Here is a 26,408-nt window from a genome sequence, read left to right as displayed (position 1 = left end):
CATGACACACGCTCTCAACTTTTTACTATATAGTTTAGATAGTAATACGTATTCGACATAGTAGGGTACTTATTCGATTCGGGCATCCGGTCAGGTGATGACAGAATCACCGAACCGCGGCGTCTCGCGTCGTAGTTTCCTGACAAGTACCGGAGCAGTTGGCGCACTCGCACTCGCCGGGTGTACCGAAGGACCCTCCAACGGCGGTTCCGGTGGCGACGGCGGCGGCGGCGGTGACGGTGGGAGTAGCGGCGACGGTTCGTCGGGGGAACTCTCCGGCGAAATCACGATTACGGGCAGTAGCACGGTGTTCCCGGTAGCGACGGCCGTCGCCGAACAGTTCCAGCGGGAACACTCCGGCGTCGACATCAGCGTGAGTTCCACCGGGTCCGGCGGCGGGTTCAGTAACCACTTCTGCGTCGGCAATTCCGACTTCAACAACGCCTCGCGCCCCATCTCGGAAGAGGAACAACAGCTCTGTAGCGAGAACGGCATCGAGTACCACGAGGTCAACATCGCGACGGACGCGCTGACGGTCATCGTCAACACCGACAACGACTGGGTCGACTGCATGACTCCCGACGAACTCAAACAGATTTGGGAGGCCGACGGCGCCTCGAACTGGTCCGACGTCAACAGCGAGTGGCCCGACGAACCCCTCAACCGCTTCGGCGCGGCCGATACCTCCGGCACGTTCGATTACTTCAACGAGGCCATCATCGGCGAGGAGGCCAACCACACGAGCGACTACGAAGCCACCGAGCAGGACAACCTCATCCTGCAGGGCGTCCAGAGCGACCAGTACGCCATCGGCTACTTCGGCTTCGCGTACTACCAGAGCAACACGGACGCGGTCAAGGCCCTGGGCATCGACAACGGCGACGGCTGTGTCGAACCGTCGCTCGAAACCGCGAAGTCCGGGGAGTACCAGCCCCTCTCCCGCCCGCTGTTCACGTACCCCCAGAAGAGCGCACTCGCCGAGGAACACGTCGCCGAGTTCGCCCGCTACTTCGTCGAGCAGAGCGCGAACTCCGACCTCATCGCCGACCAAATCGGCTACGTCCCGAAGACGGAAGAAGACATGCAAGCGGAACTCGACGCCCTCAACAGCGTCATCGACGAAGCCCAGTAACGGGCTACCGACGAGAGTATTGAGACACAATAGCGCTATAGAGACAATCCGGGTACTTTTTCCCGAGATACGGCAAATGACCCAACCACCAAGATGAGCAACGAGGGACAGACCCCGGACCTCTCAGGCGACCGGGGATTCAGGACGGTCCGGGAGTCGACGTATAGATACGCGCTGGCCGGTTGCGCGGTGCTGTCCGTCCTGACGACTGTCAGTATCATCGCGGTACTCGTCCTCGACGCGGCGGATTTCTTCGCCGCGTACCCCATCGCGGACTTCCTCACGGGGACGACGTTCAGTCCCAACCTCGAACCCGTCGAGTTCGGCGTCTTGCCGCTCATCCTCGGGACGTTCCTCATCACCATCGGCGCGGCGGTCATCGCACTGCCGGTCGGTCTGTTGACGGCCATCTACCTCAGCGAGTACGCCACCGAGCGAACCCGGTCGATTCTCAAACCGATGCTCGAAGTGCTCGCGGGCGTCCCCACCGTCGTCTACGGCTACTTCGCTATCGTCTACATCACGCCCGCGCTGAACGTCTTCATCGACGGCGTGAACGGGACACTCGGGATACAACTCCCGAACCTCGGGCTGTTCAACGCGCTGTCGGCGTCCGTCGTCGTCGGCATCATGATTATCCCGATGGTCTCCTCCATCAGCGAGGACGCCATGAGTTCCGTGCCGGACTCGCTCCGACAGGCGGGATACGGCCTCGGCGCGACGAAGTTCAACGTCTCGACTCGTATCGTCGTCCCGGCGGCCGTCTCCGGCATCGCCTCGTCGTTCATCCTCGCCATCTCTCGGGCCATTGGGGAGACGATGGCCGTCGTGCTGGCCGCTGGCTCTCAGCCACCGGACATCCCGGCGGTCCAGCGGGCGTTCGGCATCCCCTACGTCGCGCCGGGCGACCTCGTTTCGCTGTTCACCGAGAGTTCCGCGACGATGACCGTCGCGATGATAGACATCGCGAGCGGGGACATCTCCGGCGGGTCGACGGCCTACAAATCGCTGTTCGCAATCGGGCTGACGCTGTTCGGCATCACGCTGGCGATGAACGTCGTCAGCGACGTAATCGCGAGCCGCTACCGTGAGGAGTACGAATAATGGCGACACAGACACCGACACAGGCGGAGACGACGGAGTTCGGCGAGGTGAGCCGACTCAAAGGCATCGCGTTCAAGTACATCTCCTTCGGCGCGTCCATCGTCGGCATCCTCGCGCTCGGCGTGTTGCTCGCCTACGTCTTCTGGGACGCCCTCGGATTGGAGACGGCTGGGACGACGTGGTACCTCTCCTACACCGCCACGTTGCTCGCCCCACTCCTCGCTTTCATAGTTTACGCGCGCACGCGGCCGACCGTCGCCGCGGGCGCGTTCGAACTGTTCAGCGTGGTCCTCGGTGGGATGATGCTCACTGTGGCGACGGTCATCATCCTCTCGATTATCGCCACGCCGCCGGTGTGGTTCGCGTACTTCCTCACCGTCGTCGGTCCCCTCCTCGCGCTGTACGTCTACGGACAGTACGACCGCAAGGCCACGTGGGTCGGCCTCGCGATGCTCGGCGTCGTCGTCCTCGGTCCCGTCGTCGGAACGGCCGCTCTCGGCGTGCTCGGGTCCCTCGGTGCGATGCTGGGGTCGCCGGGTATCTTCTTCCTCTCGCTCGTGGTCCCCGCCGCCGGACTGGCCGCGTTCCTGGCGTACACGCGACTCGGTCTGTCCCGGCGACAGAGTCTCGGCGTCGGCGTCGGCCTGCCGGTGCTGGCAATCGTCGGTGTCCCCGTCGTCGACACGATTCCGCAAGTGAGTCGGTCGGTGTGGCTCATCGGCCTCGTGATGTTCGGTCTGCCGGTCGGCTACGGCGTCGCCAACACCGCGCGACAGCGCGACCGCTGGGCGGCGTTCGCGCTCCCTGCCATCGTCGTCCTCGGGTTCCTGCTCGGCGAGTTCGTCGTCGGCGCGGTGGGCGCGACCCAACCCTCGCCGTGGCTCGACTGGCAGTACGTGACCAGCGCGCCCTCCATCTCGAACGCCGAGACGGCGGGGCTGTACCCGGCCATCATCGGGTCGGTGTTCCTCATCGTCCTGGTCAGCGTGTTCACGTTCGTCTTCGGCGTCGGAACGGCCATCTACCTCGAAGAGTACGCGCCATCGAGCGGCCCGCTCGGAACAATCACGCGGCTCATCAACGTCAACATCTCGAACCTCGCCGGTGTGCCCTCGGTCGTCTACGGCCTGCTGGGACTGGGCATCTTCGTCAACATCGACGCGCAACTGGGCCCCATCAGCTACGGCGGGTTCGGCGTCGGGACGGTGTTCACCGCGGCGCTGACGCTCTCCTTGCTCATCCTCCCAATCGTGGTCATCTCCGCGCAGGAGGCGCTCCGGTCGGTGCCCGACTCGCTCCGACAGGCCTCGTACGGGATGGGAGCGACGCGGTGGCAGACGATTCGAAACGTCGTCCTCCCCCGGTCGATTCCGGGCATCCTCACGGGGACGATTCTCGCGCTCGGGCGGGCCATCGGCGAGACGGCCCCGCTCATCATGATCGGCGCGGCGACGACGAAGTTCTCGCCGCCGTCGGGACTGTTCACGAAACTCACCGCGATGCCCATGCAGATTTACTCGTGGGCGTTCCTCCCCTCGGAGGACTTCCGCTACGGCGTCGTGGCGGCGGGCGTCGTGACGCTACTCATCGTTATGCTGTCGATGAACAGCGTGGCGATTCTGGTCCGGAACAAATACCAACAGGAGGCACACTAATGACGACAGAGGACATGGCGACCGAAACCGAGGTAGAGGCGGCCGAGACAACCGACGAAGACTCGCTCATCGAGACCGACCCGGGCAAAGGCGGCCTCGACGAGAACGCCGACCGCGGCGGGGTCACCGCGGGTAAGACCATCATTCGCTCACGGAACTTAGACGTGTTCTACGGCGAGACGCAGGCCTTGCAGGGAATCGACCTCGACATCCCCGAAAACCAGGTGACGGCCATGATTGGTCCGTCCGGTTGCGGGAAGTCGACGTTCCTGCGCTGTATCAACCGCATGAACGACCTCATCGACATCGCCCGCGTCGAGGGTGAACTGTCCTTCAAGGGCAAAAACGTCTACGACGCCGACGTGGACCCGGTGGCACTACGCCGCCGAATCGGGATGGTGTTCCAGCACCCCAACCCCTTCCCGAAGAGCATCTACGACAACGTCGCCTACGGTCTGCGAACGCAGGGCAAGACCGACAACATGGACGAGGTCATTGAGGAATCGCTGAAGAAGGCGGCGCTCTGGGACGAGGTGAAAGACCGACTCGACGACTCCGCGCTGGACCTCTCCGGCGGACAACAACAGCGCCTCTGTATCGCCCGCGCCATCGCCGTCGACCCGGAAGTCGTCCTGATGGACGAACCGGCGTCGGCGCTGGACCCCATCGCTACCTCCCAAATCGAAGACCTCATCGAGGAACTCTCCGAGGAGTACACCGTCGTCATCGTCACCCACAACATGCAGCAAGCGGCCCGCATCTCCGATAAGACGGCCGTCTTCCTCACCGGCGGTGAACTCGTCGAGTTCGACGACACGGACAAAATCTTCGAGAACCCCGACAGTCAGCGCGTCGAAGACTACATCACCGGCAAGTTCGGGTAAATCGTCCCGTCCCCGTCGTCCGGTCGTCGCCGTTTCTACGGGTCGCTATTCTGAGAGCGTCGCTTCGGTGTCGATGTCGTACACCGACTTCGGCGTCTCGACGTGGGCAGTCCGTACCGCGTCGTCGTGCCCCTCCTGCAGTAGCCACCGGACCCGACGCGGTACTGTCTTCGGGCCGAGGACCGCACCGGGCCGGTCCGGGTCGTCGATGTAGTCCGTCTCCATGAGGAACGGTTCGCCTTCCTCGATGGCGATTCCGAGTTCGTCCTTGTCGGCCAGCACCGATTTCGTCGGTCCCCGCAACCGCCCGCCAGAGTAGTGTTTGACGACCTGCGTGCGGTCCATCCCGCGCTGTTCGGCCCACTCGGCCACTTCCTCGAAGTCCTCGCCGCCCTCGGTGTGTAGTTGGACGGCGAAATCCCCCTCGGCCGCTAACTCGAAGGCGTGACACATCACGTCGTTCGACGCCTCCCACACAGCGTCGTCCATGTCGTAGTGCGGGCGGCCAGATTTGATGGCGAGTGCCGGGCCGTCGACGACGTACTCGGCGGCCACGTCGAGACCGGTCTGCATGATGTCGCGGGCCTCGGCGGGCGTGTAGCCGTCCTCCACTAATCGAGAGACGAGCGCCGGATGGACGCCGAGGACGGGCCACGCGCGGCCGGGGAGTACGCCCGTGGCATCCTCGACGGCGTCGACGGTCAGGTCGAACGCCTCGCGGAACGTCCCCTCGTCGGCCGCGGCCTCGACGAGGTGCCACGAGGGCTTGTTGAGGACGAGCAAGTGCGTGCCGCCGTGGTCGGCAAACTCCGCCGCGGCCTCCGTGTTCCGACCGTTGACCGGGTCCAGATGCAGGTGGTTGTCCAGTACCGGCGTCTCCTCGATATCCATGTTCGAGGCTCCGTCGCCCGCAGCAAAAGGCGTGGGGATTCCCTACTTCACGTCGGCGTCGAGGGAGAGAGCGTCCTGCGCAGCATTCTGTAAGGCGTCCGAGCGGCCGTGTTCGCCCGGTGCGAGCGCGACGGTGCGGACGCCTTCGCGGGCCGCTATTTCCAGCGCGGGCTTGAAGTCCGTATCGCGCGAGGCGACGACCACCACGTCGATGCGCCCGGCGACGGCGGCCTCGGTCAGGTCGACGGCGAGTTTCACGTCCACGTCGCCGCTCGTCGTCACCACTTCGAATCCTCGGGCTTCGCCCGCCTGAATCAGTCCCGGTGACGCGTTCTCGTCGAGGTACAGTCGCGTCGTCGCCAGCGCCCCGTACGATTCGGCGATGGTCCGCACGTCGTCTAAGTCCACGTCGAACTCCTCGCGGAGGATGTTCGGACCGTCGACGAACAGGCCGACACGAAGTCCGTTCTCGCCGTCGTCGTTCGCCTCATCGGCCTCGTCCGTCTCCTCGTCGCCCTCGTCGCCGAAAAGCCGACTAAACAGCATATACCGCTCTCTCCCCTGCGGTCGGATTTAGGTCTGGTGTTTCGCCTCCCCACGGTCGCGGCGACCTGATATACCAGTGAGCGCTATATCAAACAGTGGCCGTCGCCGCTCTCGATTCACCAAACGCCTCCCGTGGGTTACTCACGGACGTACCGGGGAGCACAGCCTTCGATATTGTCGATACCGCCGGTGGAACAGCGGTGGGGAAAATTGCGCGCGTATCGAATATTTCCTTAACCTGTTAGGTATCATAATTATTACTGCGTATCCGAATAGTCCGTGCATGTGTGAGACCTCAGTTTTCAGCCTCGAACGGAATAGTGAAAACTCTTTAACACCTCTCGAATCGACGGGTGAATCCACGACGCACGCGCACGAGACGGCAGGCATCCATGCGCCGCGAATGCGTGACCGCTTCAGTCTGCTTGGCGACTATCGTGTCCGTCCCATCGTCTCTCTGGACGGTACCGAAGGGCGAGCGACATGAGTCTGAATCCGTTTCGAGGGGTTCGCTCGTGGCTGAACGACGGCGACGCCGAGAGCGACACCATCCGACCCGACGGTGGAAGCACCGCGCCGGCATCGAGCGCCGACGTAGTCGCGGATGACTCGCCGACGGCGGAGACCGGGCCCGAGGAACCGGATAGACAGGAGTTCGAGGTAAGCGAGCAAGTGTTGCTCGATGGGGTCTCACAGGCGTCGTTCATGATCTGCGCCGAGGGCAAGATTAGAGCGTGGAATCACGGCATGGCGGAACTCACCGGTATCTCGGCCGACGAGGCGCTCGAACGCACGGATATCGGGATGCTCCTCTACGATAGCAGCGACGAGACGATGATAGAGCAGGTGCTCGACGCACCCAAGACGGCCGACGATGTCTACGGACTGACGATGGAAGACGAGTCGCGTCACCTCTACGTCAAAGAGGACCGAGTCGCCGACCACACCGGGAACGTCGAGCACTATGCCCGGGTCACGGTGAAACCACTCTACGAGGACGGTGAACTGGTGGGTGCCGTCGAGATGGTGCAGGACTTGACCGAGGAACGCCGTCGACAGGAGGCCACCGAAGCGCTGGTCGACGAGGTATCTGGGACGCTCCGGGCGCTGATGGGCGGCGACTTAGACGCCCGCGCGTCGTTCACGGAGAGCGACGCTATCGATTCGCAACTGCTCGGCGTCGTCGACGAGGTGAACGAGATGGCCGAGGACCTCCAAGACATCGTGGTCCGCGTCGACCAGCAAGCGCACCACCTCGGGGAGTCCGTCGAGCGAGCGGTCACCGCCGCAGACGACATCGCCACGAACGTCGACGAACAGAACGCCTTGCTCGTCGAGAGCGTCGACGAGATGCACTCGTTCTCGGCGAGCATGGAGGAAGTCGCAGCGACCGCCGAAGAGGTCGACACGGCCGCCAAGACGGCACGGGAGGCCGCCAACGAAGGCCTCGACGCGTCCGAGGACGCCCACGTCGCCACCGACGAGGTCACCGAAATCGGCGACGAACTCGTCGAATCCGTCACGGACCTCGGCGAACGGATGGACGACATCGAGAACGTCGTCGAGGTCATCTCCGAGGTGGCCGAACAGACCAACATGCTCGCACTGAACGCCAACATCGAGGCCGCCCGCGCGGGCGAAGACGGCAACGGCTTCGCCGTCGTCGCCGACGAAGTGAAGACGCTCGCCGACGAGACGCGCCAGCACACCGAACAGATAACGGCGAACATCGATAGCCTCCAGGAACAGACCGATTCCACCGTCGCCGCGGCCGAGCAGTCCCACCGGCAGATAGCGACCGCGAGCGACCAAATCGACGACGTGCTGACGGCGTTCGAGGACATCGCGACGGCCATCGACCAAGCGGCCGACGGCATCAGTGACGTGTCGCGCGCGACGGACGACCAAGCGGCCACCGTCGAGGAACTGACCGCGACGCTGGAGACGGCGCGCGAGCACGCGTCGGATACCGCGGACGCCGCCGACAACATCGTGGCGGCGACGGACGACCAGACCGAGGCCATCGCGGAACTGGAGTCTCGGGTTCGACGGCTACGCGACGATACGTCGGGCGGCCGGTAGACCGCCGTACCGGCGGCGTCGAGTCCGCACGGATTCGTCGTCGGGTTCTCCCGTTGTTCTCGTTGCGATTTTCTACGACGACAGTCACACGACTGGCGAGACCGGCGAACGAAGTCCCGGTGCTCTCTGAACGAGGGGATTTGCTATCGCGAAATATAGTTTATCAGTCGGGATATCACCGCCCGCCGACGGCCCCAGAGGCCAAGTAGTAAGGTGGGTGGGCGAGATTTTTCGGCCATGACACTCCGTTCGCCCCCGCTTTCGGGGGTTCACGAGGAAGCGGACGCCCGCTTTACCGACTTCGGCGGGTGGGAGATGCCCGTCGAGTTCGCGTCGATTCGCGAGGAACACGACGCCGTCCGGTCCTCGGCCGGTAAGTTCGACGTTTCGCATATGGGTGAGGTGACCGTCTCAGGGGCCGACGCCGCGGCGCTGACCCAGCGACTGACCACCAACGACGTGACGGCACTGGACCCCGGCGAGGCCCAGTATTCGGCTATCACTGACGAGGACGGGGTCATCCTCGACGACACCGTCGTCTACCGACTGCCCGCGGACGAGGACGAGGAGTTCCTGTTCATCCCGAACGCGCGCCACGACGAGGAGATGACCGAGCGCTGGGTCGCCTATCGGGACGAGTGGGGCCTCGACGCGGCGGTGACCAACCGGACGACGGAGTACGCGATGGTGGCCCTACAAGGACCCGACGCGCCGGATTTGCTGAGGCCGGAAACGGGCGTCGACATCGGGGAGATGGACCGCTTCGACATCGCGTCGGGGGTCGTCGCCGGGGCGGAGTCGCTGGTCGCGCGCACGGGATACACGGGCGAGCGCGGGTTCGAGATACTCTGTCCGTGGGACGAGGCCGAAGCGGTCTGGACCGCGCTGGAGTGCCAGCCCTGCGGCCTCGGCGCGCGCGACACACTCCGACTGGAGATGGGATTTCTCCTCTCTGGACAGGACTTCCACCCCGAAGACGAACCGCGGAACCCCTACGAGGCGGGTATCGGGTGGACGGTCAAACTCGACACGGAGTTCGTCGGCCGGGACGCGCTTGAACGGGCCGACGCGGAGGGCGTCGAACAGCGACTCGTCGGCCTCGAACTCGTCGACCGCGGGGTCCCGCGCCACGGCTACGAGGTGACGACGGGTGACGGGGACCACCTCGGGCACGTCACCAGCGGGACGATGAGTCCGACGCTCGGAGAGCCGATAGCGCTGGCGTACCTCCCGGCGGCGTACCGGGACCCGGGCCGGTCGGTTCGAGTGGTCGTTCGCGGCGAACCGAAGAAGGCACGTACCCGGACGACGCCATTCCTCGATAGATGAGTTTCGACGTTCCCGAGGACTTGCGGTATCTGGAATCGCACGAATGGGTGTCGGTCGACGACGGCGTCGCCCGCATCGGCATCACGGACTTCGCGCAGGACGAACTCGGCGACGTGGTCTTCGTCGAACTGCCCGACGAGGGCGACGACGTGACCGCGGGCGAGGAGTTCGGCGTCGTGGAGTCCATCAAGGCCGTTTCGGACGTGTACGCTCCCGTTTCGGGGACGGTGACGGCGGTCAACGAATCCCTGTTCGACGAACCGGAACTGCTCAACGAGGACCCCTTCGACGCGGGGTGGATGCTCGAAGTCGAACTCGCGGACGAGGGCGAACTCGACGACCTACTCTCGGCCGACGACTACGCCGACCAAATCGCCTGACGCTGTGTGAGAATCGGACACGGGGACCCGCCGAACGGGTAGGCTAATGTACTGGGGGTCGCTAGCTCAAACCATCATGTCCACCCGTGCGGATGGGCGTTTCCACCTATGAGCGAGAGTGACGTATCTACGACCGGCAGTCCGTACGCACCGCACACGCCCGCCGAAACCGCGGCGATGCTCGACGCCCTCGGCGTCGACGATATCGACGCCTTGTTCGACGTTCCGGAGTCCGTCGCCTTCGACGGCGAGTTCGGCATCGAGGCCCGCGGAGAGCGTGAAACACGACGAACCGCCACCCAAATTCTGCGGCGCAACGACTCGCTGACGGAGTTTCTCGGCCGAGGACACTACGAACATTACGTGCCCTCGGTGGTCGACGACCTGTCGAGTCGTTCGGAGTTCCTGACCTCCTACACGCAGTACCAACCCGAGGTCGCACAGGGGTTCTTGCAGGCGCTGTTCGAGTACCAGTCGATGCTCGTCGAACTGACGGGCTTGGGCGTCGCCAACTGTTCGATGTACGACGAGGCGACGGCGCTGGGCGAGGCGGCGACGCTCTCTCAACGGGTCCGCTCTGTGTCGGGCGACCGAATTCTCGTCCCCGAGCAGTTACGAGACGGGAAACGAGCGGTCTTGGAGAACTACGCAGACGGCCCCGGCCTGTCGGTCGAGTCGTACGCGATGGCCGACGGTCAGGCCGACGTGGACGCCCTCGCCGACGCCGCCGACGAGGACGTGGCGATGGTGTACGCCGAGACGCCGACGGTTCGCGGCCTCGTCGAGGAGAACCTCGCCGCTATCGGCGACGTGGCCACGGAGAACGGCGCGCTGTTCTGTCTCGGCTCTGACCCCGTCGCGCTGGCGCTGCTCGAACGCCCGGCAGACGTGGGGGCCGACGTGGTGGTCGGCGACGCCGCCTCGCTGGGGACCGGCACGGCCTACGGATTCGGCCTCGGGATGTTCGTCACGCGCGAGGAGTACCTCCGGCAGATACCCGGCCGACTCGTCGGGGTCAGCGAGGACGCCGCCGGGCGACGCGCGTACACGCTCACGCTCCAGACGCGCGAACAGCACATCCGCAAGGAGCGAGCCACTTCGAACATCTGTACGAATCAGGCGTGGGTGGCGCTTCGAGCGGCGATGCACGCGGCGTGGCTTGGCCCGCAGGGTCTCGTCGACCTCGCGAACGAGAGTGTGACGCGCGCGGAGGGTCTCGCCGCACGACTCGACGAGGTGGTCGGGATACAGGCCCCGGTCCACGACGGTCACCACTTCCGGGAGTTCGTCGCGCACACGGACCAACCCGCACAAGCCGTCGTCGGTGACTTGGCCGACGAGGGCTTCGCCGTCCACGCCATCGACGAACACTTGATTCAGGTGTGCCCGACGGAGGTGACCGCCGACGACGAGGCGGCGTTCGTCGACGCCCTCGCGGAGGTGGCGAAATGATTTACAACCAAGCGCAGTGGGTCGACGACGAGGACGACAAGTACGAACCGCTCCTCTCGGAGAAGGCCGAGCGGACCGTCGACATCGAGGACTCGCCGTTGCCCGAGGGCCTGACGCGGGACTCGCTGTCCCTGCCGGACCCCGCGGAACCGGAACTCGCGCGGCACTACACGCGCCTCTCGCAGATGAACTACGGCGTCGAGAGCGGGCCGTTCCCGCTGGGGTCCTGTACGATGAAGTACAACCCCTCGTTCACCGAGAACGTCGCGGCGCTCCCCGAGGCGGCGGTCCACCCGGACCGACCGGACAGCACGTTACAAGGGACCCTCGAACTCTGCTACCGCTTGCAGGACTACCTCGGCCGAATCGGGGGCATGGACGCCGTGACGCTCCAACCGCCCGCGGGGGCCGCCGGGGAGTTCACGGGCATCCAGATAGCGAAAGCCTACCACCGGCACAACGACGACGAACGCTCGGAGGTCATCATTCCTGACTCGGCTCACGGGACCAACTTCGCGACGGCGGCGATGGCGGGATACGACGTGGTCGAACTCCCCAGCGCCGACGACGGCCGGGTGGACATCGACGCCCTCGAAGCGGCCGTCGGCGAGGAGACGGCGGCGCTGATGCTCACCAACCCGAACACGCTCGGTCTGTTCGAACGCGACATCGAGGAAATCGCGGACATCGTCCACGACGCGGGCGGGCTACTGTACTACGACGGCGCGAACCTGAACGCCCTGCTCGGCCGCGCCCGCCCCGGCGACATGGGCTTCGACGTGATGCACTACAACGTCCACAAGACGTTCGCGACGCCCCACGGCGGGGGCGGGCCGGGCGCTGGTCCCGTCGGCGTCACCGAGGAACTCGGGCAGTTCCTGCCGGACCCGCACGTCAGGGAAGCGAACGGCGGCTACGAGCACTACGCGCCCGACCGCTCTATCGGCAAGGTCCACGGGTACTACGGCAACTGGCCGGTGTTGGTCAAAACGTTCGCTTACATCGCCCGCCTCGGGGATTCGGGGCTGGCCGACGCGAGCGCGAAGGCGGTGCTGAACGCGAACTATCTGGCCGAACAGATACCCTACGACGTGCCGTTCGGGCCGTTCCACCACGAGTTCGTCGCCAGCGCAAGCCCGCAGGACGCCGCCGACGCCGCCAAGCGGATGCTGGACTACGGCGTCCACCCGCCGACGACGAAGTGGCCCGAAATCGTCGACGAGGCGCTGATGACCGAACCGACCGAGGGCGAGAGCAAGCGGTCGCTGGACCAACTCGCGGCGGCCTTCGAGGCCGTTCACGGGGAGGACGACGGGACGCTGGCCGACGCCCCGCAGCGGACGGCCGCAAAGCGTATCGACCAGGTGTCGGCGGCCCGCAGTCCGCGGCTTTCGTGGCAGGCGCTCGATTACTAATTCTGATATTTCAGCCCCTCAGATTATAAGTGGGTGGGACTGGATTACGGTCGTATCATCGAATGTCTGAGCAGACAGTCGTCTTACACGTCCGCCCCACACCGGTGGCCGACGGCGCTCGTTCGCTTTCGCTGACGGCCGACCCCGCCCTCGCCGTGCAGACCGCGACCTCACGTGCCGACGCCCTCGATTCGCTGTCTACGACTGCCGTCGACTACGTCGTCTGCGACCACGCCCCGGACGCGGGCCTGGACGGTCTCGAGATTCTGAAGGCCATCTCCGCGTCTCACCCCGAACTCCCGGTGTTGCTGTGTACCGGGACTCCGGACGGTCGAGTGGCCGCCGAAGCGACGCGTCTCGGCGTGACCGAGTACGTCCCGCGCAGCGAGACGCCCCCGGAAGACCGGATTCGCGCGCTGGAAAGCGACGCGTCGCAGGGGCCGTCGACGGACGCTCGCTCGGATGACCACTCCACTCGGTTGGGCGATTCCTCCGAAGCCATCGCCGGGAGTATCTCCGCGGCGGTCATCACGATAGACTCGGACAGTCACATCGCGTACGTGAACGACCAAGCGATGGCGCTGACCGGGTACGACCGCGAGGAGTTGGTCGGCGAGTCGTTCACGAAACTCATGCCCGATTCGCTACAGGGGCCACACCTCACCGCCGTCAGGGACTATCTCGAAGACCGGGAACGGTCCGTCGACTGGGAGTATCTGGAGTTCCCGCTGGTGAACGCCGACGGCGAGACCATCACGACCGCCGTCTCCTTCGAGGACTTCGAACTCTCCGAGGAGTGGTACTGTACCGGAGTTATCAGGAACATCTCCGAACGCAAGGAGCGCGAACGGCGACTAGAGCGAACGAACCGGCGACTGGACGTGGCGCTGAACGGAACAGACACCGGCGTCTACGAGGTGAACTTGGCGACCGGCGAGGTCATCTGGGACGCCGCGACGGCCGACCTCTTCGAGACGACGCCGGAGGCCTTCGGCGGGTCGACCGAGGACTTCTTCGCGTACGTCCATCCCGAGGACCGAGAGCGGTTGGAGACTCGGTTAGCGGAGGCCCGCGAGCGCGACGAACAGTACGAAGTCGAGTTCCGCGCCACGGTCGGGGGCGAGACGCGGTGGATATACACCAACGGCGTCATCGAGGACCGGGAGGGACACCCCCCTCGTCTCGTGGCCATCGCGACGGATATCACCGACCAGAAACACCGGGAACTGGAGCTTCAGACCAACAACGAGAGCCTCCGGGCGCTGAACCGACTCGCGGCACAGGAGAACCTCTCGCGCGAGGGGGTCTTAGACCGCGTCCTCGAACTCGGCGCGGACCGCCTCGGACTGTCGATAGGGTACCTGAGCCGTATCGACGGCGAAGACTACGAGGTGTTGCAGGTCGTCGGCGACCACCCGGTCATCGAACCCGGTACGTCGACGCACCTCGACAACACCTTCTGTAAGCAAATCGTCGAGGGCGGGGAGACGCTACAGATTCAGGACGCGCAGCGGGAGGGGTGGGGAGACGAGGCGGCCTACCAGACGAGCGGGTTCGCGTGCTACTACGGCGGGGCTATCCACGTCGACGGCGACCTCTACGGGACGCTCTGTTTCGCCGACACGGAACCCCGAACGTCGCCGTTTACCGACGCCCAGCAGACCTTCCTCGAACTGCTCGTCGAGTGGGTCAGCCGGGAACTCGAACGCCGCCAACGGGAGGACGAACTGGAACACTACGAGGACATCATCGAGGCCGTCGACGACGGCGTGTACGCGCTCGACGACGACGGTCGCTTCACGTTCGTCAACGAGGCGATGGCCTCGCTCACGGGCCACGACGAGGCGGCCTTACTCGGCTCACACACCAGTCGCATCAAGACGCCCGACGTGGTCGAGGAGGCCGAATCGCTCGTCCGGGAGATGGTGTTCGAGGACCGCGAGGACGTGGAGACGTTCGACCTCTCGCTCCAGCGGGCGGACGGTGAGAGCTTCCCCGCAGAGGACCACATGACCGCCCTCTGGGACGACGACGGCCGCCTCGAAGGAACCGCGGGCGTCATCCGCGACGTCACGGAACGGCGCGAACGCGAACTCGAACTCCGGGACGCCTACCGCCGCATCGAGCAGATACTCGACCGCATCGGCGCGGCCTTCTTCGCCGTCGACGAGGACTGGACGCTCACTTACTGGAACGCCCGCGCCGAGGAGGTGTTGGGGCGGTCGGCCGACGACGTGATGGGCGAAGACCTCTGGGAGATGTTCCCCGAAGCGGTCGACGCGACGTTCTACGACGCGTACCACGAGGCGATGCGGACGCAGGAACCGGTCACGTTCGAGGAGTACTATCCGCCGGTCGAGCGGTGGTTCCGAGTCAACGCCTATCCCTCGACCGACGGCCTCTCGGTGTACTTCCACGACATCACCGACCAGAGGGAGCGCGACGCGAAACTGTCGGGCCTGCTCGACACCTCGCGGTCGCTGATGCAGGGCCGGTCGAAGACCGACGTGGCCGAAACCGTCGTCGCCGCCGCCGAGTCCGAACTCGGATTCGACCTCAACCTCGTCAGACTACACGACCGCGAATCGGGGGCGCTCGAACCGGTCGCCGGAAGCGAACAGATGCCCGACCGGCCGATGTACGACGACGACGAAGCGTTCCCCGGGACCGCGTTCCAACGCGGTGAGACGGTTCGTGTCGACGACTTCGACGACGTGACGAACTACGACAGTCAGGACGCGACGGCCGCGATGTACGTCCCGATTGGCGACCACGGCATCCTGAGCGTCGCCACGTACGAAGCGGACCCCTTCGACGACGCCGACGTTTCCGTCGCTGAGATTCTCGCCTCGAACGCCGCGGCCGCGCTGGACCGAGTCGAACGCGAACAGGACCTCATGCGGTACGAGACGGTCATGGAGAACGTCCGGGACATGGTGTACGTCTTGGACGAGGAGGGACGGTTCCAACTGGTCACCGAACCGCTGGCCGACTGGCTCGGATTCGAGCGGGGGGCGATGCTCGGCGAGCATCCCCGGGAGGTCCTCGACGACCGGTCCGTGGCCGCCTTCGAGCGGCGCATCCGTGACCTCCGGACCGAGAGAGAGAACGAATCCATCCAGATGGAGACGCACCTCGTCACCGTCGACGGGGAAGAACTCCCGGCGGAAATCGAGGTGTCGCTCATCGACGACCACGTGTTCCGCGGCACGGTCGGCGTCGTCCGCGACCTGACGGAACTGAAGCGGACCCGCGAGGAACTCCGCGACGAGCGCGACCGGTTCTCCTACCTGTTCAATAACCTCCCGGACGCCGTCGTCGAGACGGAACAGGCCGTCGACGCGCCGACGGTGCGGTCGGTCAATCCCGCGTTCACCGAGGTGTTCGGCTACGACCACGAACAGGCGCTCGGCGACCACCTGTCCGCGCTCATCACGCCGCCCGAGGAGGCGGAACACCCGGAGGCCGACCACCTCCTCGATATGGACGCCACCGGCGACACCGTGCAAGCCGAGGTGCGCCGCCGCACCGCCGACGGCTTCCGTGACTTCCTGTTCCGAGGCGTGCCGTACGAACGCGACGACGGCCGCCAGTGGGGCTTCGGCATCTACACCGACATCACCGACCAGAAGGAGCGCGAGCGCCGACTGGAGGTCCTGAACCGCGTCCTCCGGCACAACCTTCGGAACGACCTCACCGTCGTGCTGGGGTTGGCCGACGAACTCGGCGAGCAACTCGAAGACGAGATGCTCCTCTCGCTGGTCGACCGACTCCAGCAGAAAGCCACCGACGTGGCGGCGGTGAGTGACCGTGCGCGCGAAGTCGAGCGCTCCATCCGTCGGGAGGACGCGGGGACGAAACCGGTCGACGCGCCGTCGGCCGTCGAATCACTGGCCGAGACGTACGACGAGACCACCGCGGCCACCGTCGAGACGAGCGTCCCGGAGACGGCGGCCCGCACCGCCGACGGTCGGTTTACGCGCGTCCTCAACGAACTGTTCGAGAACAGCCTCGAACACTCCGGCGACGACCCGACGATACGCGTCGACGTGAGCGTCGGCGACGACCACGTCAGAGTCACGGTCAGCGACGACGGGCCGGGGATTCCCGACCACGAACTCGACGTATTGACCGGCGACGAACCGATAACGCAGTTAAGCCACGGGAGCGGTCTCGGCCTCTGGTTGGTCATCTGGGTGACCGAGGCCTACGGCGGTACAGTTTCGTTCGACGACTCGGCCGCTGGCGGGGCGGCGGTGACGCTCGAACTCCCCCGGACGGACGTTTAAGCCGCGTCCCGGATTCGGTCGGCGAGAACGCCGTACTGCTCGGTTCCCGTTCCTTTCTGGACGAATTCGGTCACGCCCGCCTCGGCGGCCGCGGGTTCGACGTCGTCGGGGTCGCGAGCGCTGAACAGCAAGAAGGGGAACGAGTGACCGCGGTCCCGAATCGCCGTACAGAGTTCCACGCCGTCGAGTCGCGGCATCTTGTAGTCGCTGACGACGGCGTCGTACTCCCCCGTGAGCGCCATTTCGAGGGCGGTCTCCGGGTCCGTCTCGCTCGTCACTTCGAGGTCGTCTTCCTGCCCGAGGAACGTCCCGACGATTTCGAGCACGTCGCGGTCCTCGTCGACTAGTAACACCTCGATACTCATCACCACCGATTCGCTTTCGAACGGTAAAAAACGCACTGTCATCGCATCGTCTCGATGTCGAGAAACGCGTCGGCGTCGGCGCTTATCCACGTCGACATCCGTGCGACGCCGGACGACCCGGGCGGGTAGACGGTGCATCGGTCGGGGCGGTCCGTGTATCGAACGACCGTCGCCGACAGGTCGATGTCTCGGCGCGCGGGTCCGTCGCAGGTGTCGTCGGCAACCCAGTCGGGATGGAGACTCATCGGGTCTATCTGATGGGTCTCCACCCGAGAATAAAACGACTGCTAAGAACTCTCTATACGGCTATTGAGGCGTCTATGCGGTCTGGCCGGTGTCGACTTCGCCGTTGATGCGGACGAACCCGTAGTCACACTCGGGGCAGTGCCACTTGACCTTCGTCCCGAGGTGCATCGTGGTGCTGGCGACTTTCCAGAAGTTCCGGTACTCCTCGCACTCCGGGCAGTAGTGCTCAAGTTCGAGGCTCATACACCCCGTTTCTGGGTCGGTGCAATTGAAGGTCCCGGTTTCGGGCAGTTCGCCCGGCCGAGCGGAGAGCCAAACACGCAAGCCCCGCCGGAACCAATAGCGTGTATGGCACGCTCTGACGCCGACGCGACGGGACTGACGGCGCTCTCCCTGGACGCGGCGGCCCCCGGTCCGGCGGAGACGGCGACGGCCACGTTCGGCATGGGGTGTTTCTGGGGACCCGACGCCCGCTTCGGGGCGATACCGGGGGTCGTTCGGACCCGCGTCGGATACGCTGGCGGGACCGACCCCGACCCCAGTTACTACTCGCTGGGCGACCACACCGAGGTCGTACAGGTCGAGTACGACCCCGAGGAACTCGCCTACGAGGACTTACTGGACGTGTTCTGGGCGAACCACAGTCCGTTTACGACGCCGCACAAACGCCAGTACCGCGGCGTCGTCCTCGCACACGACGACGCCCAACGCGAGGCCGCCGTCGCGTCGAAGGCGGCACTTGAAGAGCGAACCGGGAAGTCGGTCCAGACGGCTATCGAACCGCTCGCGTCGTTCACGCTCGCCGAGGAGTATCACCAGAAGTACGAACTCCAGTCGACGCCGGTGGTCGGCGACGAACTCCAGTCGCTGTACGGTCCGGCGTTCGTCGACTCGACGGCCGCCGCGCGACTCAACGGCTTCGTCGCGGGCCACGGAGACGAACAGGAACGCCGCGAGTTACTCGCACAGTTGGACCTCTCTCCGGCGGCGCTCTCCGAGGTTCGCCGTCGGCTCTGAGTCACCGCGCCGCCCGCGGTTATTTGACCGTGGCACGCTCACTGTCGGATATGACCATCTACACCGGCCGCGGCGACCAGGGGCAGACCGACCTGCGGACGATGGACCGGGTCGCGAAAGACTCCCGGCGCATCGAGGCGTACGGCACCGTCGACGAGGTAAACGCCCTCGTCGGCGTCGTCCGTCCCACCGGGTACGACGACATCGACGAGCACCTCCGCGAGGTCCAGAACCATCTCCACATCGTGCAGGCGGACTTCGCCAACCCCCAACCCGACGAGGACGACCCGCAAATCGACGAGGGACACGTCGACGAAATCGAGGCCGTCATCGACGAGGCCGACGGCGAACTGGACCCCCTCGAATCGTTCATCCTGCCCTCGGGGTCCGAACCGGGCGCGAAACTCCACCACGCCCGCGCGGTGTGTCGCCGGGCCGAACGCCGCGCCGTCTCCCTGGCCGCAGAGGAGGCCGGGGTGAACGAGACGGCCATCGTCTACCTCAATCGCCTCTCGGACGCCCTGTTCACGCTGGCGCGACTCGTCAACAAGCGGGAGGGCGTCCGCGAGGAGAGTCCGCACTACTGACACCGCCTGCAGCCCCAGATATTCTCGCACGTCACTGCCGTTTGACACGGTTGTGAGTGCCACTGGCGAACTGTCCCGCGACGAGGCCGACGACTGGCGGTGGCGACTGCGCCACGCGAACGGGAACATCGTCGCCGCCAGCGGCGAGGGGTACGCGAGCCAAGCGACGGCCAAACAGGGCATCGAGGGGGTGAAATCGAACGCGCCAGCGGCCGAAAGCGAGGACGCCTGAGGTCGTCCGCGGCCGCCGCCGCGGGTTCGTAATAGGGAAGTGACCGGCCCGGAAGGGTGAGGTATGAAAGCGACCGCGAAGGCCCACCCGATTCAGGGCTTGGTCAAGTACCACGGGATGCGCGACGAGGAACTCCGCCTCCCGTACCACGACAGCATCTCCGTCTGTACGGCCCCGAGTCACTCGAAGACGACCGCCGAGTTCGACCCGGACCGCGACGAAGACGTGTACGTCATCGACGGCGAGGCAGTCGAGGGCCGCGGGGCCGAGCGCATCGACGCCGTCGTCGACCACGTCCGCGACCTCGCGGGTATCGACCACGGCGTCCGCTTCGAGTCGACCAACAACTTCCCGACCAACATCGGCTTCGGGTCTTCCTCGTCGGGTTTCGCCGCCGCCGCGATGGCGCTGGTCGAGGCCGCCGGACTGGACATGACTCGGCCCGAAATCTCGACGGTCGCCCGTCGTGGGTCCTCCTCGGCGGCCCGCGCGGTCACTGGGGCGTTCTCGCACCTCCGGACCGGGATGAACGACAAGGACTGCCGGAGCGAACGCATCGAGACCGACCTCGAAGACGACCTGCGCATCGTCGCCGGGATGGTGCCCTCGTACAAGGAGACGGAGGCCGCCCACGCCGAGGCCGCCGACAGTCACATGTTCGAGGCGCGGATGGCCCACATCCACGGCCAGATTTCGGACATGCGCGACGCGCTGTACGACGCCGATTTCGGCCGCGCGTTCGAACTCGCAGAGCACGATTCGCTGTCGCTCGCCGCGACGACGATGACCGGCCCCGCCGGGTGGGTGTACTGGCAACCGCGCACCATCGAGATTTTCAACGCCGTCCGTGAACTGCGCGATGAGGGCGTCCCGGTGTACTTCTCGGTCGACACCGGCGCGAGCGTCTACGTCAACACCACCGAGGAATACGTCGACCGGGTCGAGGCGGCAGTGAACGACTGCGGCGTCGACACCCGCGTCTGGGAGGTCGGCGGCCCCGCACAGGTCTTAGACGAGGACGCCGCGCTGTTCTGACCCGACGGCCGCGAAATATCTTTGACGACTCCGAGAGAGATGCGGACGATGGACCGCGCGCGCCGCCTCCTCGTGCTCCACTTCGGCGTCGGACTCAGCGGACTGGCCTTCTTCGTGAGTCTACGGCCCGAACTCCCGGGAGCGATAGACGCCCTCCTCATCGCTTCGGTGGGTCTCGCCATCGCCGCACTTCAACACCGCTTCGAACACGAGGCGTTGCCGGACCGGGTGTACGCGGTCCGTGACTACGCCGACGACCACCCGCTGTTGCTCGTCGCCGGCATCATGCTCACTGCCGCTGTCGCGGCCCTGCCGATCGTCGTCGAGCGGTCGCTCGTGCGGTGGTACTTCGACGCGATTTTCGGCCTCTACGTCGGTTCCCTCGGATACCGGGTTCTCTACGGTCTCGTCCGACCGGTTCCGGAGGCCGCGCTAGAACGCGTATAAGACGGGACGACCGACCCCGTTGGCACAGGGTTAAACCGCCGTCGACCCTAACTCGACCCCATGCGCGTCGCCGTCCTCGGTGCCGGATACGCCGGACTGACACTCGCTCGAAGGCTCGAACGGACACTGCCCGCCGACGTGGAACTGGTCGTCGTCGACGAGCAACGGGACCACCTCGTGCAACACGAACTCCACCGGGTGGTCCGGCGACCCTCGCTGGCCGACGACATCACCGTCGACCTGCGCGAGGTGCTGGACTGCGAGGTACGGCAGGCTGAGGTCACGGCCGTCGACGCCGACGCCGGGGCCGCGACGCTCGCCACAGACGACGGCGAGGAGACGCTCTCGTACGACGTGGGCGCGGTGTGTCTCGGCGCGGAGACGGCCTACTACGACCTCGGCGGCGTGCGCGAACACGCGACGCCGCTGAAACGCCTCTCGCACGCCCGCGAGATTCGCGACGACTTCCTCGAACTGGACGACGGCGACCGGGTCGTCGTCGGCGGCGCGGGCCTCTCCGGCGTGCAAGTCGCTGGCGAATTGGCCGCCTTGGCCGAGGAGGAGGGCGTGGACGTGGCGGTCTGTCTGCTCGAACAGGAAGCGGTCGTCGCGCCGACGTTCCCCGAGTCGTTCCAGCGGGCCGTTCACGACTCGCTCCTCGATGCGGGCGTCACCGTCCGCACTGGAACTGCTGTCACCTCGGCCGACGGCGACGCGATATCGCTCGTCTCCGGCGAGGAACTAAGCTACGACCAGTTCGTCTGGACCGGCGGGATACAGGGACCCGAAGCGCTGCGCGACGAGCGTCCGGTCGTCCGCGCGGACCTCCGACTCGGCGACGCGACGTTCGCCGTCGGCGACGCCGCCCGCGTGGTCGACAGCGACGGCGAGGCCGTCCCCGCCAGCGCCTCGGCGGCCATTCGAGCGGCCCGCGTCGCGGCCGACAACGTCGGGACGCTGGTCGCACATCTGCGCGACGACGACGGCGGATTCGAACCTCGCCTCACCCGCTACCGGTTCGAAGTACCGGGGTGGCTCGTCTCGGTCGGCGACGACGCCGTCGCGAAGGTCGGACCGACCGTCCTCACCGGTCGTCCGGCGCTGGCGCTGAAGACCACCGTCGGCGCGGGCTACCTCGGAAGCGTCGGTGCGATTCGGAACGCGACGGACCTCGTCCGAGAGGAGTTGGATATCGCGGAGAGAGACGCCATCGATGCCGTGCCCGACGACATCGTCGACGTTTCCGAATCGGAAGAAGAGTAGTCAGTCGTCCTCGGCGGTGGCGGCCGCCAAGGCGTCGTCGGGTTCGACCCAGATGACGAACTGGTCGTGGTCCTCGCGGTCGACGACGCCGTTGATGTACTCAGCGTCGACCGGCGGGTCGTTCACCTCGGACTCGGCCACGGGGACGACCTGTCGGACCTCGTCGACGACCCACCCGACAGCGCCCTGCTCTTCGAACATCTCGGGGTCGAAGACGACGATGAGGCTCTGGTCGCCCGCCTCGTCGATATCCATCATCTCCTTCGGTTCGAGGATGGTCGTAATCTGTCCGCGGAGGTCGACGACGCCGTCGACGTAGTCCGGGGTGTTCGGAACGCGCGTGACGGTCTCGCGCTTGACGATTTCCTCGACGTACTCGATGTCCAGACAGTAGTACTCGTCGCCGAGCGAGAACTCCAAGACGCGGACGAGTTCCTCTTTCTGGGTCGACTCCTCGCCGACGGCGGCGGCGCGGGTCGCGCCCTGTGACCGGGCGGCGTTGCTCGTCGCCATCGCCTCCTCCAGCAGTTGCTGGTCCGGGAGTTCGACGCCGCTCGGGCCTTGCATCGGCGACGCCGTCGCGGAAACGTCCCGCTGTGTCGTGACGCCAGCGGGGTCGCTGTCGTCGGTAATCTGTGCGGCCGCGGCGGCCGCGCGTTCCGCCGCCGCGGTGGCGTCGGCCGCGCTGTCGTCGTCGCCGTCGCCGGTGGATGCCGCCGCCGTCTTGGCGGCCTGTTCGGACGCCTCGTCGGCGGCCGTCTCGACGCTCGCCGCCTCCGCGTCTACGCCTGTCGCGGCGTCGTCGGTCACCGTCTCGTCCGCGTCGTCCGTGGATTCGGCGTCGGCGTCGGCCACCGCGTCGTCGGCCGACTCGGCCGGTTCCGGCGCGTCTGTCGACGAGTCGTCCGCGGACTCGGCGTCCGCCTCGTCCGCGCCGTCGTCGCCTCTGTTCCCCGCGCGCATGTTGCGGATGCGCTCTGCTCGGTCCATACGGTCGTCGTCGCTCATGCTGTTACCTCGTTGTAGCCGAACTGCTCGTCGAACGTCGCGGCGATGTCTGCGAACACGTCGGCCATGTCACAGGCCTCGTCGTGTCCAAAGAGAGAGTTCCCCTGGGTGTACGCACGCTGGAGGGCCACCCGCTTGCGGACCTCCCAGACGGGACTGTCCGGGAACGCGGCGTTGAACCACTCCAGCATCATCTCGTCCTCGGAGGTGGTCTCGATGCGGTTGGCGACCACGCCCAGCGTCTCGACGCTGGTCCCGGTCTGGTGTTCCATCGCGGCCATCTGGTCCATCAGGAGTTCGATGGCTCGCTCGGAGGTAGCCTCCGCGAGCGCCGGGATGAGGATGTGTCCGGCGGCGAAGACGCCCGTGTCGGTCAGTTTCCCGTAGAACGGCGGCGAGTCGATGATGACGTAGTCGTACCCAGACACCGTCTGCAAGGCGCGGTCCAGCGTGTCCAGCGCGTGGTCGCCTCGGACCATCTCGGGCGTGACGTTGATAGCGAACTGCGAGAGGGTCGCCGGGTCGACGGCGGGGCCGCCGGTGCGGACGCGGGCGATGAGGTCCGCGATGGTCAGTTCGTGTTCCGCTTGGAGCATGTCGATGCTCGACGGAATCACGTCCATCTCCTCGTGTTCGACCACGAGGTCACCGAGGAGTTCGGGGCTGCCGGTGAGCGCGTCGAACAGCGTGGGCGGTTGGGCGTCGTACTCGTCGACGAGGCCCAACCCCTCGGTGGCGTTGCCCTGCGGGTCCAAGTCCACGAACAGCACGTCCCGGCCCCTGTCGTTCAACGCACCGGCCACGTTGATAGCTACCGTCGTCTTTCCGGTGCCGCCCTTCGCGTTCGTCACGCAGATACGGGCCGGTCCGGTCGCGGAGTGCCGGTTCATCGTCGAAGTGGGCGAATCTCGGATGCCCCACACTATAAAAATACGCCCCCGATTATCATCCGCGTAATTCGGGGGCTGTCCCGGGATTTCGCCCCAGCGGCCCGGAGACACCGTCTGACGCCCGTCTGACCGAGTGTAAGATTTAACTTGGCGTAGCTGAAACAGAAGTCTCATGACTATCAATCCGCGCGACTACGACTTAGACGAGTTGCGCAAGATGGCGCGTCAGCGCGGTGACCGCAACGGGGGACTCGGCGACGACGAGGAGGTGCCCGACCCCTCGAACCTCGACATCGGACTGGAGGGCGGCGACGACGAAGTGCTCGCAGGCAGTTCCTTCCGCGCGGGCCTGTACCGCGAACTCCTCCCGTTCCTCTCCGGCGAGAGCGCGGAGAAACCCTACCTGGCGTCCCTGCCGGAGACGTACGCCGCGGAGTTCGTCGTCTTCGAGTGGTTGGAGTTCCTGCTGATGCACTCGGGGTATCAGGGGGCCGACCAAGCGCTGGACTACTACGAGTCCATCGACTGGATAACCGAGGACGTGCAGTCGGACCTTTCGGACTACCTCCTCGGCATCGACGAGTCGGCGACGAACGACGACAACGAACTCAGCGTCGACGACCACATGCTGAGCCTCGTCTACGTCGCGAAGTTGACGGCGATGGTCTGACCGCACCGTCGGTATCAGCACTGATTCTTGTCGTAAGGTTATATAGCGAAACAGCGATAAGACGCGACCGTACATGAGTGACGACGACGCCGAGGACGCAACCGAGGGGACGACCGGTGGTGGCCGGTCGGTGCCGGTCGGTGTGAAACTCGGAAGCACCCGGACGGTCATCGCCCTCCCGGACGACCACGGGACCGAGAACCGCATCATCCGAACGCTGACCTGTATGGCGACGTACGAGGACGCCCTCACCGGCGAGGAGAAGGTCCTCTACGGCGAGGAGGCCGCCCGCGAGTACCCCGACCGCGTGCAGTACATGCTCCGCTCGGGCCTGCCCGAGGACGCCGACAGGGCGGAGATGACCAAGCGATTTTTCGAGGCGATTATCGAGGAGAACGACATCCCCGCGGACAGCGGCGTCGTCTACGCCATCCCGACCATCGACAACCCCGCGGGTCTGGACAACCTCCGGTCGGTCATCGAGGACTCCTCCATCGGCCTCTCGATGGTCGAGAGCTACCCCGAGTCGCTGTGCGGGTCGATTCCCGCCTTCGGCGACGACTTAGAGGCCATCGACGAGATTTTCCTCTCGGTCAACATGGGGTCGACGAACCTCGAAGCCTCGGCCTATCGTCGCGGCGAGCAACTCGCACCGTTCACGACCGGCGCGGTCACCGGCAACGAAGTCGACCGTATGATTGCGAACTACGTCGAGGAGGAGACCCAGGGCCGGGTGAACATCGACACCCAGACCGCCCGCGAGTACAAAGAAGAACACGCGGACTTCGTCGAGTTCGAACCCTTTACCGACATCATCCAGCAACCCGGTGGCGGCACCCACGAGTTCACCATCGAGCGCTCGGTGATGGACGCCGTCGACGAGTATCTGGACGACGCCGTCGACGAACTCGCCAACACGTTCCTCCCGGAACTCGCCAACGACTACATGAAGGTGTACCAACTCGCCCTCGACCGCCCCATCGTCCTCACGGGCGGGATGGCCTGCATCCCCGGCATCGTCGAGGAGTTCGAGGACCGACTCAGCGAGGAGCTAAACCGCGAAATCGAGGCGACGGCGGCGGACAAGCCCGACATCGCGCCCACGATCGGCGCACAGCGCATCGCCGCCCGACTCGTCCAGAACTAACCGCTCCAGCAGTCGAGCCACCGTTCGATGGTCGAAGACATCCCTTCGCGTCGCTCGGGGGCATTGCCCGAGAGCACGTCGAACACGTCGGTGTCGATACGGATGTCCAACTCGTTCGTCGACCGGTCGTGGAACTCCGACCGGCCCTCGTGAGCGGAGAGGTCGAGTCGTACGCGTGGCATGCCCAGGACTAGTCGACCATGACACCTAAAGTTCAGTCAGACGCCCGTCTGCCGAGACGGCGGGGCGACCGCGCCTCCTCGTCAAAACCGACAGACGGGGGCCAAATCTCGTCCGAGAGGTTTACAATCGCGACCACCGATCATAATTTCACATCCCGGT

25 protein-coding genes and 1 pseudogene are annotated in these 26,408 nt (G+C 65.6%); 18 read left to right on the top strand and 8 right to left on the bottom strand.

The features are described 5' to 3' along the window. The first annotated feature begins 97 nt into the window (after positions 1-97). The 4 genes from NJQ44_RS13115 (at position 98) to pstB (ending at position 4,775) form a co-directional block, all read left to right on the top strand. Positions 98-1,132, top strand: a complete 1,035-nt coding sequence (locus NJQ44_RS13115; RefSeq protein ID WP_254271799.1) for a phosphate ABC transporter substrate-binding protein PstS family protein — start codon at positions 98-100, stop codon at positions 1,130-1,132. Positions 1,133-1,225: 93 nt separating this feature from the next. Continuing rightward, entirely contained in the window at positions 1,226-2,236 is a 1,011-nt protein-coding gene (gene pstC / locus NJQ44_RS13110) for a phosphate ABC transporter permease subunit PstC (RefSeq protein ID WP_254271798.1), read from the top strand. Further along, positions 2,236-3,891 carry a phosphate ABC transporter permease PstA gene (gene pstA, locus NJQ44_RS13105; protein WP_254271797.1) on the top strand — a complete coding sequence of 552 codons (1,656 nt, stop codon included), beginning with the start codon at positions 2,236-2,238 and terminating at the stop codon, positions 3,889-3,891. The genes pstC and pstA overlap by 1 nt, the downstream gene beginning before the upstream one ends. Beyond that, positions 3,891-4,775: a phosphate ABC transporter ATP-binding protein PstB gene (pstB, locus tag NJQ44_RS13100; protein WP_254271796.1), complete on the top strand. Its 885-nt coding sequence runs from the start codon at positions 3,891-3,893 to the stop codon at positions 4,773-4,775. Before pstA ends, pstB begins: the two co-directional genes overlap by 1 nt. 45 nt (positions 4,776-4,820) lie before the next feature. On the opposite strand, the gene NJQ44_RS13095 is transcribed toward pstB, so the two are convergent. Then, positions 4,821-5,666, bottom strand: coding sequence for a TatD family hydrolase (locus tag NJQ44_RS13095; RefSeq protein WP_254271795.1), 846 nt, complete (start codon positions 5,664-5,666; stop codon positions 4,821-4,823). A 42-nt stretch (positions 5,667-5,708) separates the two neighbouring features. Continuing rightward, positions 5,709-6,212, bottom strand: coding sequence for an NYN domain-containing protein (locus tag NJQ44_RS13090; RefSeq protein WP_254271794.1), 504 nt, complete (start codon positions 6,210-6,212; stop codon positions 5,709-5,711). A 483-nt stretch (positions 6,213-6,695) separates the two neighbouring features. Here NJQ44_RS13090 and NJQ44_RS13085 point away from each other — a divergent pair, with 483 nt between their 5' ends. From NJQ44_RS13085 to NJQ44_RS13060, 6 genes are all read left to right on the top strand, one after another. After that, positions 6,696-8,294 (top strand): methyl-accepting chemotaxis protein, encoded by a 1,599-nt coding sequence (locus NJQ44_RS13085; protein WP_254271793.1) that lies wholly within the window; start codon positions 6,696-6,698, stop codon positions 8,292-8,294. Positions 8,295-8,531: 237 nt separating this feature from the next. Beyond that, a complete protein-coding gene (gene gcvT, locus NJQ44_RS13080) occupies positions 8,532-9,623 on the top strand; it encodes a glycine cleavage system aminomethyltransferase GcvT (protein ID WP_254271792.1) in 1,092 nt (363 codons plus the stop codon). After that, positions 9,620-10,003 carry a glycine cleavage system protein GcvH gene (gene gcvH, locus NJQ44_RS13075; protein WP_254271791.1) on the top strand — a complete coding sequence of 128 codons (384 nt, stop codon included), beginning with the start codon at positions 9,620-9,622 and terminating at the stop codon, positions 10,001-10,003. Before gcvT ends, gcvH begins: the two co-directional genes overlap by 4 nt. Positions 10,004-10,111: 108 nt before the next feature. Next, on the top strand, positions 10,112-11,455 hold the full coding sequence (gcvPA, locus tag NJQ44_RS13070; RefSeq protein ID WP_254271790.1) for an aminomethyl-transferring glycine dehydrogenase subunit GcvPA: 1,344 nt from the start codon (positions 10,112-10,114) through the stop codon (positions 11,453-11,455). Continuing rightward, positions 11,452-12,870, top strand: a complete 1,419-nt coding sequence (gene gcvPB, locus NJQ44_RS13065) for an aminomethyl-transferring glycine dehydrogenase subunit GcvPB (RefSeq protein ID WP_254271789.1) — start codon at positions 11,452-11,454, stop codon at positions 12,868-12,870. The genes gcvPA and gcvPB overlap by 4 nt, the downstream gene beginning before the upstream one ends. A gap of 62 nt (positions 12,871-12,932) precedes the next feature. Next, positions 12,933-17,159, top strand: a complete 4,227-nt coding sequence (locus NJQ44_RS13060; RefSeq protein ID WP_254271788.1) for a PAS domain S-box protein — start codon at positions 12,933-12,935, stop codon at positions 17,157-17,159. On the opposite strand, the gene NJQ44_RS13055 is transcribed toward NJQ44_RS13060, so the two are convergent. The 3 genes from NJQ44_RS13055 to NJQ44_RS13045 all read right to left on the bottom strand — a co-directional run bounded on the left by NJQ44_RS13055 (position 17,156) and on the right by NJQ44_RS13045 (position 18,013). Beyond that, the gene (locus NJQ44_RS13055) at positions 17,156-17,524 is read right to left on the bottom strand and encodes a response regulator (RefSeq protein WP_254271787.1); all 369 of its coding nucleotides are present in this window, start codon (positions 17,522-17,524) and stop codon (positions 17,156-17,158) included. The two genes, NJQ44_RS13060 and NJQ44_RS13055, sit on opposite strands and share 4 nt — an antisense overlap. Positions 17,525-17,562: 38 nt before the next feature. Continuing rightward, the gene (locus tag NJQ44_RS13050) at positions 17,563-17,769 is read right to left on the bottom strand and encodes a DUF7511 domain-containing protein (RefSeq protein WP_254271786.1); all 207 of its coding nucleotides are present in this window, start codon (positions 17,767-17,769) and stop codon (positions 17,563-17,565) included. Positions 17,770-17,842: 73 nt separating this feature from the next. Then, positions 17,843-18,013, bottom strand: coding sequence for a DUF7838 family putative zinc beta-ribbon protein (locus tag NJQ44_RS13045; RefSeq protein WP_254271785.1), 171 nt, complete (start codon positions 18,011-18,013; stop codon positions 17,843-17,845). A gap of 105 nt (positions 18,014-18,118) precedes the next feature. On the opposite strand from NJQ44_RS13045, the gene msrA reads away from it, so the two are divergent. From msrA to NJQ44_RS13015, 6 genes and pseudogenes are all read left to right on the top strand, one after another. Beyond that, a complete protein-coding gene (gene msrA, locus NJQ44_RS13040) occupies positions 18,119-18,787 on the top strand; it encodes a peptide-methionine (S)-S-oxide reductase MsrA (protein WP_254271784.1) in 669 nt (222 codons plus the stop codon). Between the two features lie 50 nt (positions 18,788-18,837). Next, positions 18,838-19,374, top strand: coding sequence for a cob(I)yrinic acid a,c-diamide adenosyltransferase (locus NJQ44_RS13035; RefSeq protein ID WP_254271783.1), 537 nt, complete (start codon positions 18,838-18,840; stop codon positions 19,372-19,374). Positions 19,375-19,432: 58 nt separating this feature from the next. Continuing rightward, a pseudogene (locus NJQ44_RS13030) lies at positions 19,433-19,606 on the top strand (YegP family protein); the annotation flags it as partial. A 63-nt stretch (positions 19,607-19,669) separates the two neighbouring features. Then, a complete protein-coding gene (mvaD, locus tag NJQ44_RS13025) occupies positions 19,670-20,641 on the top strand; it encodes a phosphomevalonate decarboxylase MvaD (protein ID WP_254271781.1) in 972 nt (323 codons plus the stop codon). A gap of 48 nt (positions 20,642-20,689) precedes the next feature. Continuing rightward, positions 20,690-21,088: an antirestriction protein gene (locus tag NJQ44_RS13020; RefSeq protein WP_254271780.1), complete on the top strand. Its 399-nt coding sequence runs from the start codon at positions 20,690-20,692 to the stop codon at positions 21,086-21,088. A gap of 60 nt (positions 21,089-21,148) precedes the next feature. Then, entirely contained in the window at positions 21,149-22,351 is a 1,203-nt protein-coding gene (locus NJQ44_RS13015) for an NAD(P)/FAD-dependent oxidoreductase (RefSeq protein ID WP_254271779.1), read from the top strand. Here the strand turns inward: NJQ44_RS13015 and NJQ44_RS13010 are convergent, their stop codons facing one another. Together NJQ44_RS13010 and NJQ44_RS13005 are read right to left on the bottom strand one after the other, a co-directional pair. Then, complete coding sequence (locus NJQ44_RS13010; RefSeq protein WP_254271778.1) at positions 22,352-23,359, bottom strand: chemotaxis protein CheW; 1,008 nt, start codon at positions 23,357-23,359, stop codon at positions 22,352-22,354. It abuts the gene before it with no gap. Next, positions 23,356-24,249: a ParA family protein gene (locus tag NJQ44_RS13005; protein ID WP_254271777.1), complete on the bottom strand. Its 894-nt coding sequence runs from the start codon at positions 24,247-24,249 to the stop codon at positions 23,356-23,358. Before NJQ44_RS13005 ends, NJQ44_RS13010 begins: the two co-directional genes overlap by 4 nt. 172 nt (positions 24,250-24,421) lie before the next feature. Between NJQ44_RS13005 and NJQ44_RS13000 the strand changes: the two genes are divergently transcribed. Next, positions 24,422-24,919 carry a FlaD/FlaE family flagellar protein gene (locus tag NJQ44_RS13000; RefSeq protein ID WP_254271776.1) on the top strand — a complete coding sequence of 166 codons (498 nt, stop codon included), beginning with the start codon at positions 24,422-24,424 and terminating at the stop codon, positions 24,917-24,919. A gap of 73 nt (positions 24,920-24,992) precedes the next feature. Continuing rightward, on the top strand, positions 24,993-26,066 hold the full coding sequence (locus tag NJQ44_RS12995; protein ID WP_254271775.1) for an actin-like salactin: 1,074 nt from the start codon (positions 24,993-24,995) through the stop codon (positions 26,064-26,066). Here NJQ44_RS12995 and NJQ44_RS12990 read toward each other — a convergent pair. Next, on the bottom strand, positions 26,063-26,248 hold the full coding sequence (locus NJQ44_RS12990; RefSeq protein ID WP_254271774.1) for a hypothetical protein: 186 nt from the start codon (positions 26,246-26,248) through the stop codon (positions 26,063-26,065). The two genes, NJQ44_RS12995 and NJQ44_RS12990, sit on opposite strands and share 4 nt — an antisense overlap. Positions 26,249-26,408: the final 160 nt, after the last annotated feature.

Source organism: Haloarcula marina, assembly GCF_024218775.1.
In the GTDB taxonomy this organism is placed as follows: Archaea; Halobacteriota; Halobacteria; order Halobacteriales; family Haloarculaceae; genus Haloarcula; species Haloarcula marina.
This window is presented reverse-complemented; position numbering and strand designations above follow the sequence as displayed.

Coding starts and splice junctions, on each gene's coding strand:
- NJQ44_RS13115 (WP_254271799.1), top strand. CDS start 98: ATGACAGAATCACCGAACCGCGGCGTCTCGCGTCGTAGTTTCCTGACA.
- pstC (WP_254271798.1), top strand. CDS start 1,226: ATGAGCAACGAGGGACAGACCCCGGACCTCTCAGGCGACCGGGGATTC.
- pstA (WP_254271797.1), top strand. CDS start 2,236: ATGGCGACACAGACACCGACACAGGCGGAGACGACGGAGTTCGGCGAG.
- pstB (WP_254271796.1), top strand. CDS start 3,891: ATGACGACAGAGGACATGGCGACCGAAACCGAGGTAGAGGCGGCCGAG.
- NJQ44_RS13095 (WP_254271795.1), bottom strand. CDS start 5,666: ATGGATATCGAGGAGACGCCGGTACTGGACAACCACCTGCATCTGGAC.
- NJQ44_RS13090 (WP_254271794.1), bottom strand. CDS start 6,212: ATGCTGTTTAGTCGGCTTTTCGGCGACGAGGGCGACGAGGAGACGGAC.
- NJQ44_RS13085 (WP_254271793.1), top strand. CDS start 6,696: ATGAGTCTGAATCCGTTTCGAGGGGTTCGCTCGTGGCTGAACGACGGC.
- gcvT (WP_254271792.1), top strand. CDS start 8,532: ATGACACTCCGTTCGCCCCCGCTTTCGGGGGTTCACGAGGAAGCGGAC.
- gcvH (WP_254271791.1), top strand. CDS start 9,620: ATGAGTTTCGACGTTCCCGAGGACTTGCGGTATCTGGAATCGCACGAA.
- gcvPA (WP_254271790.1), top strand. CDS start 10,112: ATGAGCGAGAGTGACGTATCTACGACCGGCAGTCCGTACGCACCGCAC.
- gcvPB (WP_254271789.1), top strand. CDS start 11,452: ATGATTTACAACCAAGCGCAGTGGGTCGACGACGAGGACGACAAGTAC.
- NJQ44_RS13060 (WP_254271788.1), top strand. CDS start 12,933: ATGTCTGAGCAGACAGTCGTCTTACACGTCCGCCCCACACCGGTGGCC.
- NJQ44_RS13055 (WP_254271787.1), bottom strand. CDS start 17,524: ATGAGTATCGAGGTGTTACTAGTCGACGAGGACCGCGACGTGCTCGAA.
- NJQ44_RS13050 (WP_254271786.1), bottom strand. CDS start 17,769: ATGAGTCTCCATCCCGACTGGGTTGCCGACGACACCTGCGACGGACCC.
- NJQ44_RS13045 (WP_254271785.1), bottom strand. CDS start 18,013: ATGAGCCTCGAACTTGAGCACTACTGCCCGGAGTGCGAGGAGTACCGG.
- msrA (WP_254271784.1), top strand. CDS start 18,119: ATGGCACGCTCTGACGCCGACGCGACGGGACTGACGGCGCTCTCCCTG.
- NJQ44_RS13035 (WP_254271783.1), top strand. CDS start 18,838: ATGACCATCTACACCGGCCGCGGCGACCAGGGGCAGACCGACCTGCGG.
- mvaD (WP_254271781.1), top strand. CDS start 19,670: ATGAAAGCGACCGCGAAGGCCCACCCGATTCAGGGCTTGGTCAAGTAC.
- NJQ44_RS13020 (WP_254271780.1), top strand. CDS start 20,690: ATGGACCGCGCGCGCCGCCTCCTCGTGCTCCACTTCGGCGTCGGACTC.
- NJQ44_RS13015 (WP_254271779.1), top strand. CDS start 21,149: ATGCGCGTCGCCGTCCTCGGTGCCGGATACGCCGGACTGACACTCGCT.
- NJQ44_RS13010 (WP_254271778.1), bottom strand. CDS start 23,359: ATGAGCGACGACGACCGTATGGACCGAGCAGAGCGCATCCGCAACATG.
- NJQ44_RS13005 (WP_254271777.1), bottom strand. CDS start 24,249: ATGAACCGGCACTCCGCGACCGGACCGGCCCGTATCTGCGTGACGAAC.
- NJQ44_RS13000 (WP_254271776.1), top strand. CDS start 24,422: ATGACTATCAATCCGCGCGACTACGACTTAGACGAGTTGCGCAAGATG.
- NJQ44_RS12995 (WP_254271775.1), top strand. CDS start 24,993: ATGAGTGACGACGACGCCGAGGACGCAACCGAGGGGACGACCGGTGGT.
- NJQ44_RS12990 (WP_254271774.1), bottom strand. CDS start 26,248: ATGCCACGCGTACGACTCGACCTCTCCGCTCACGAGGGCCGGTCGGAG.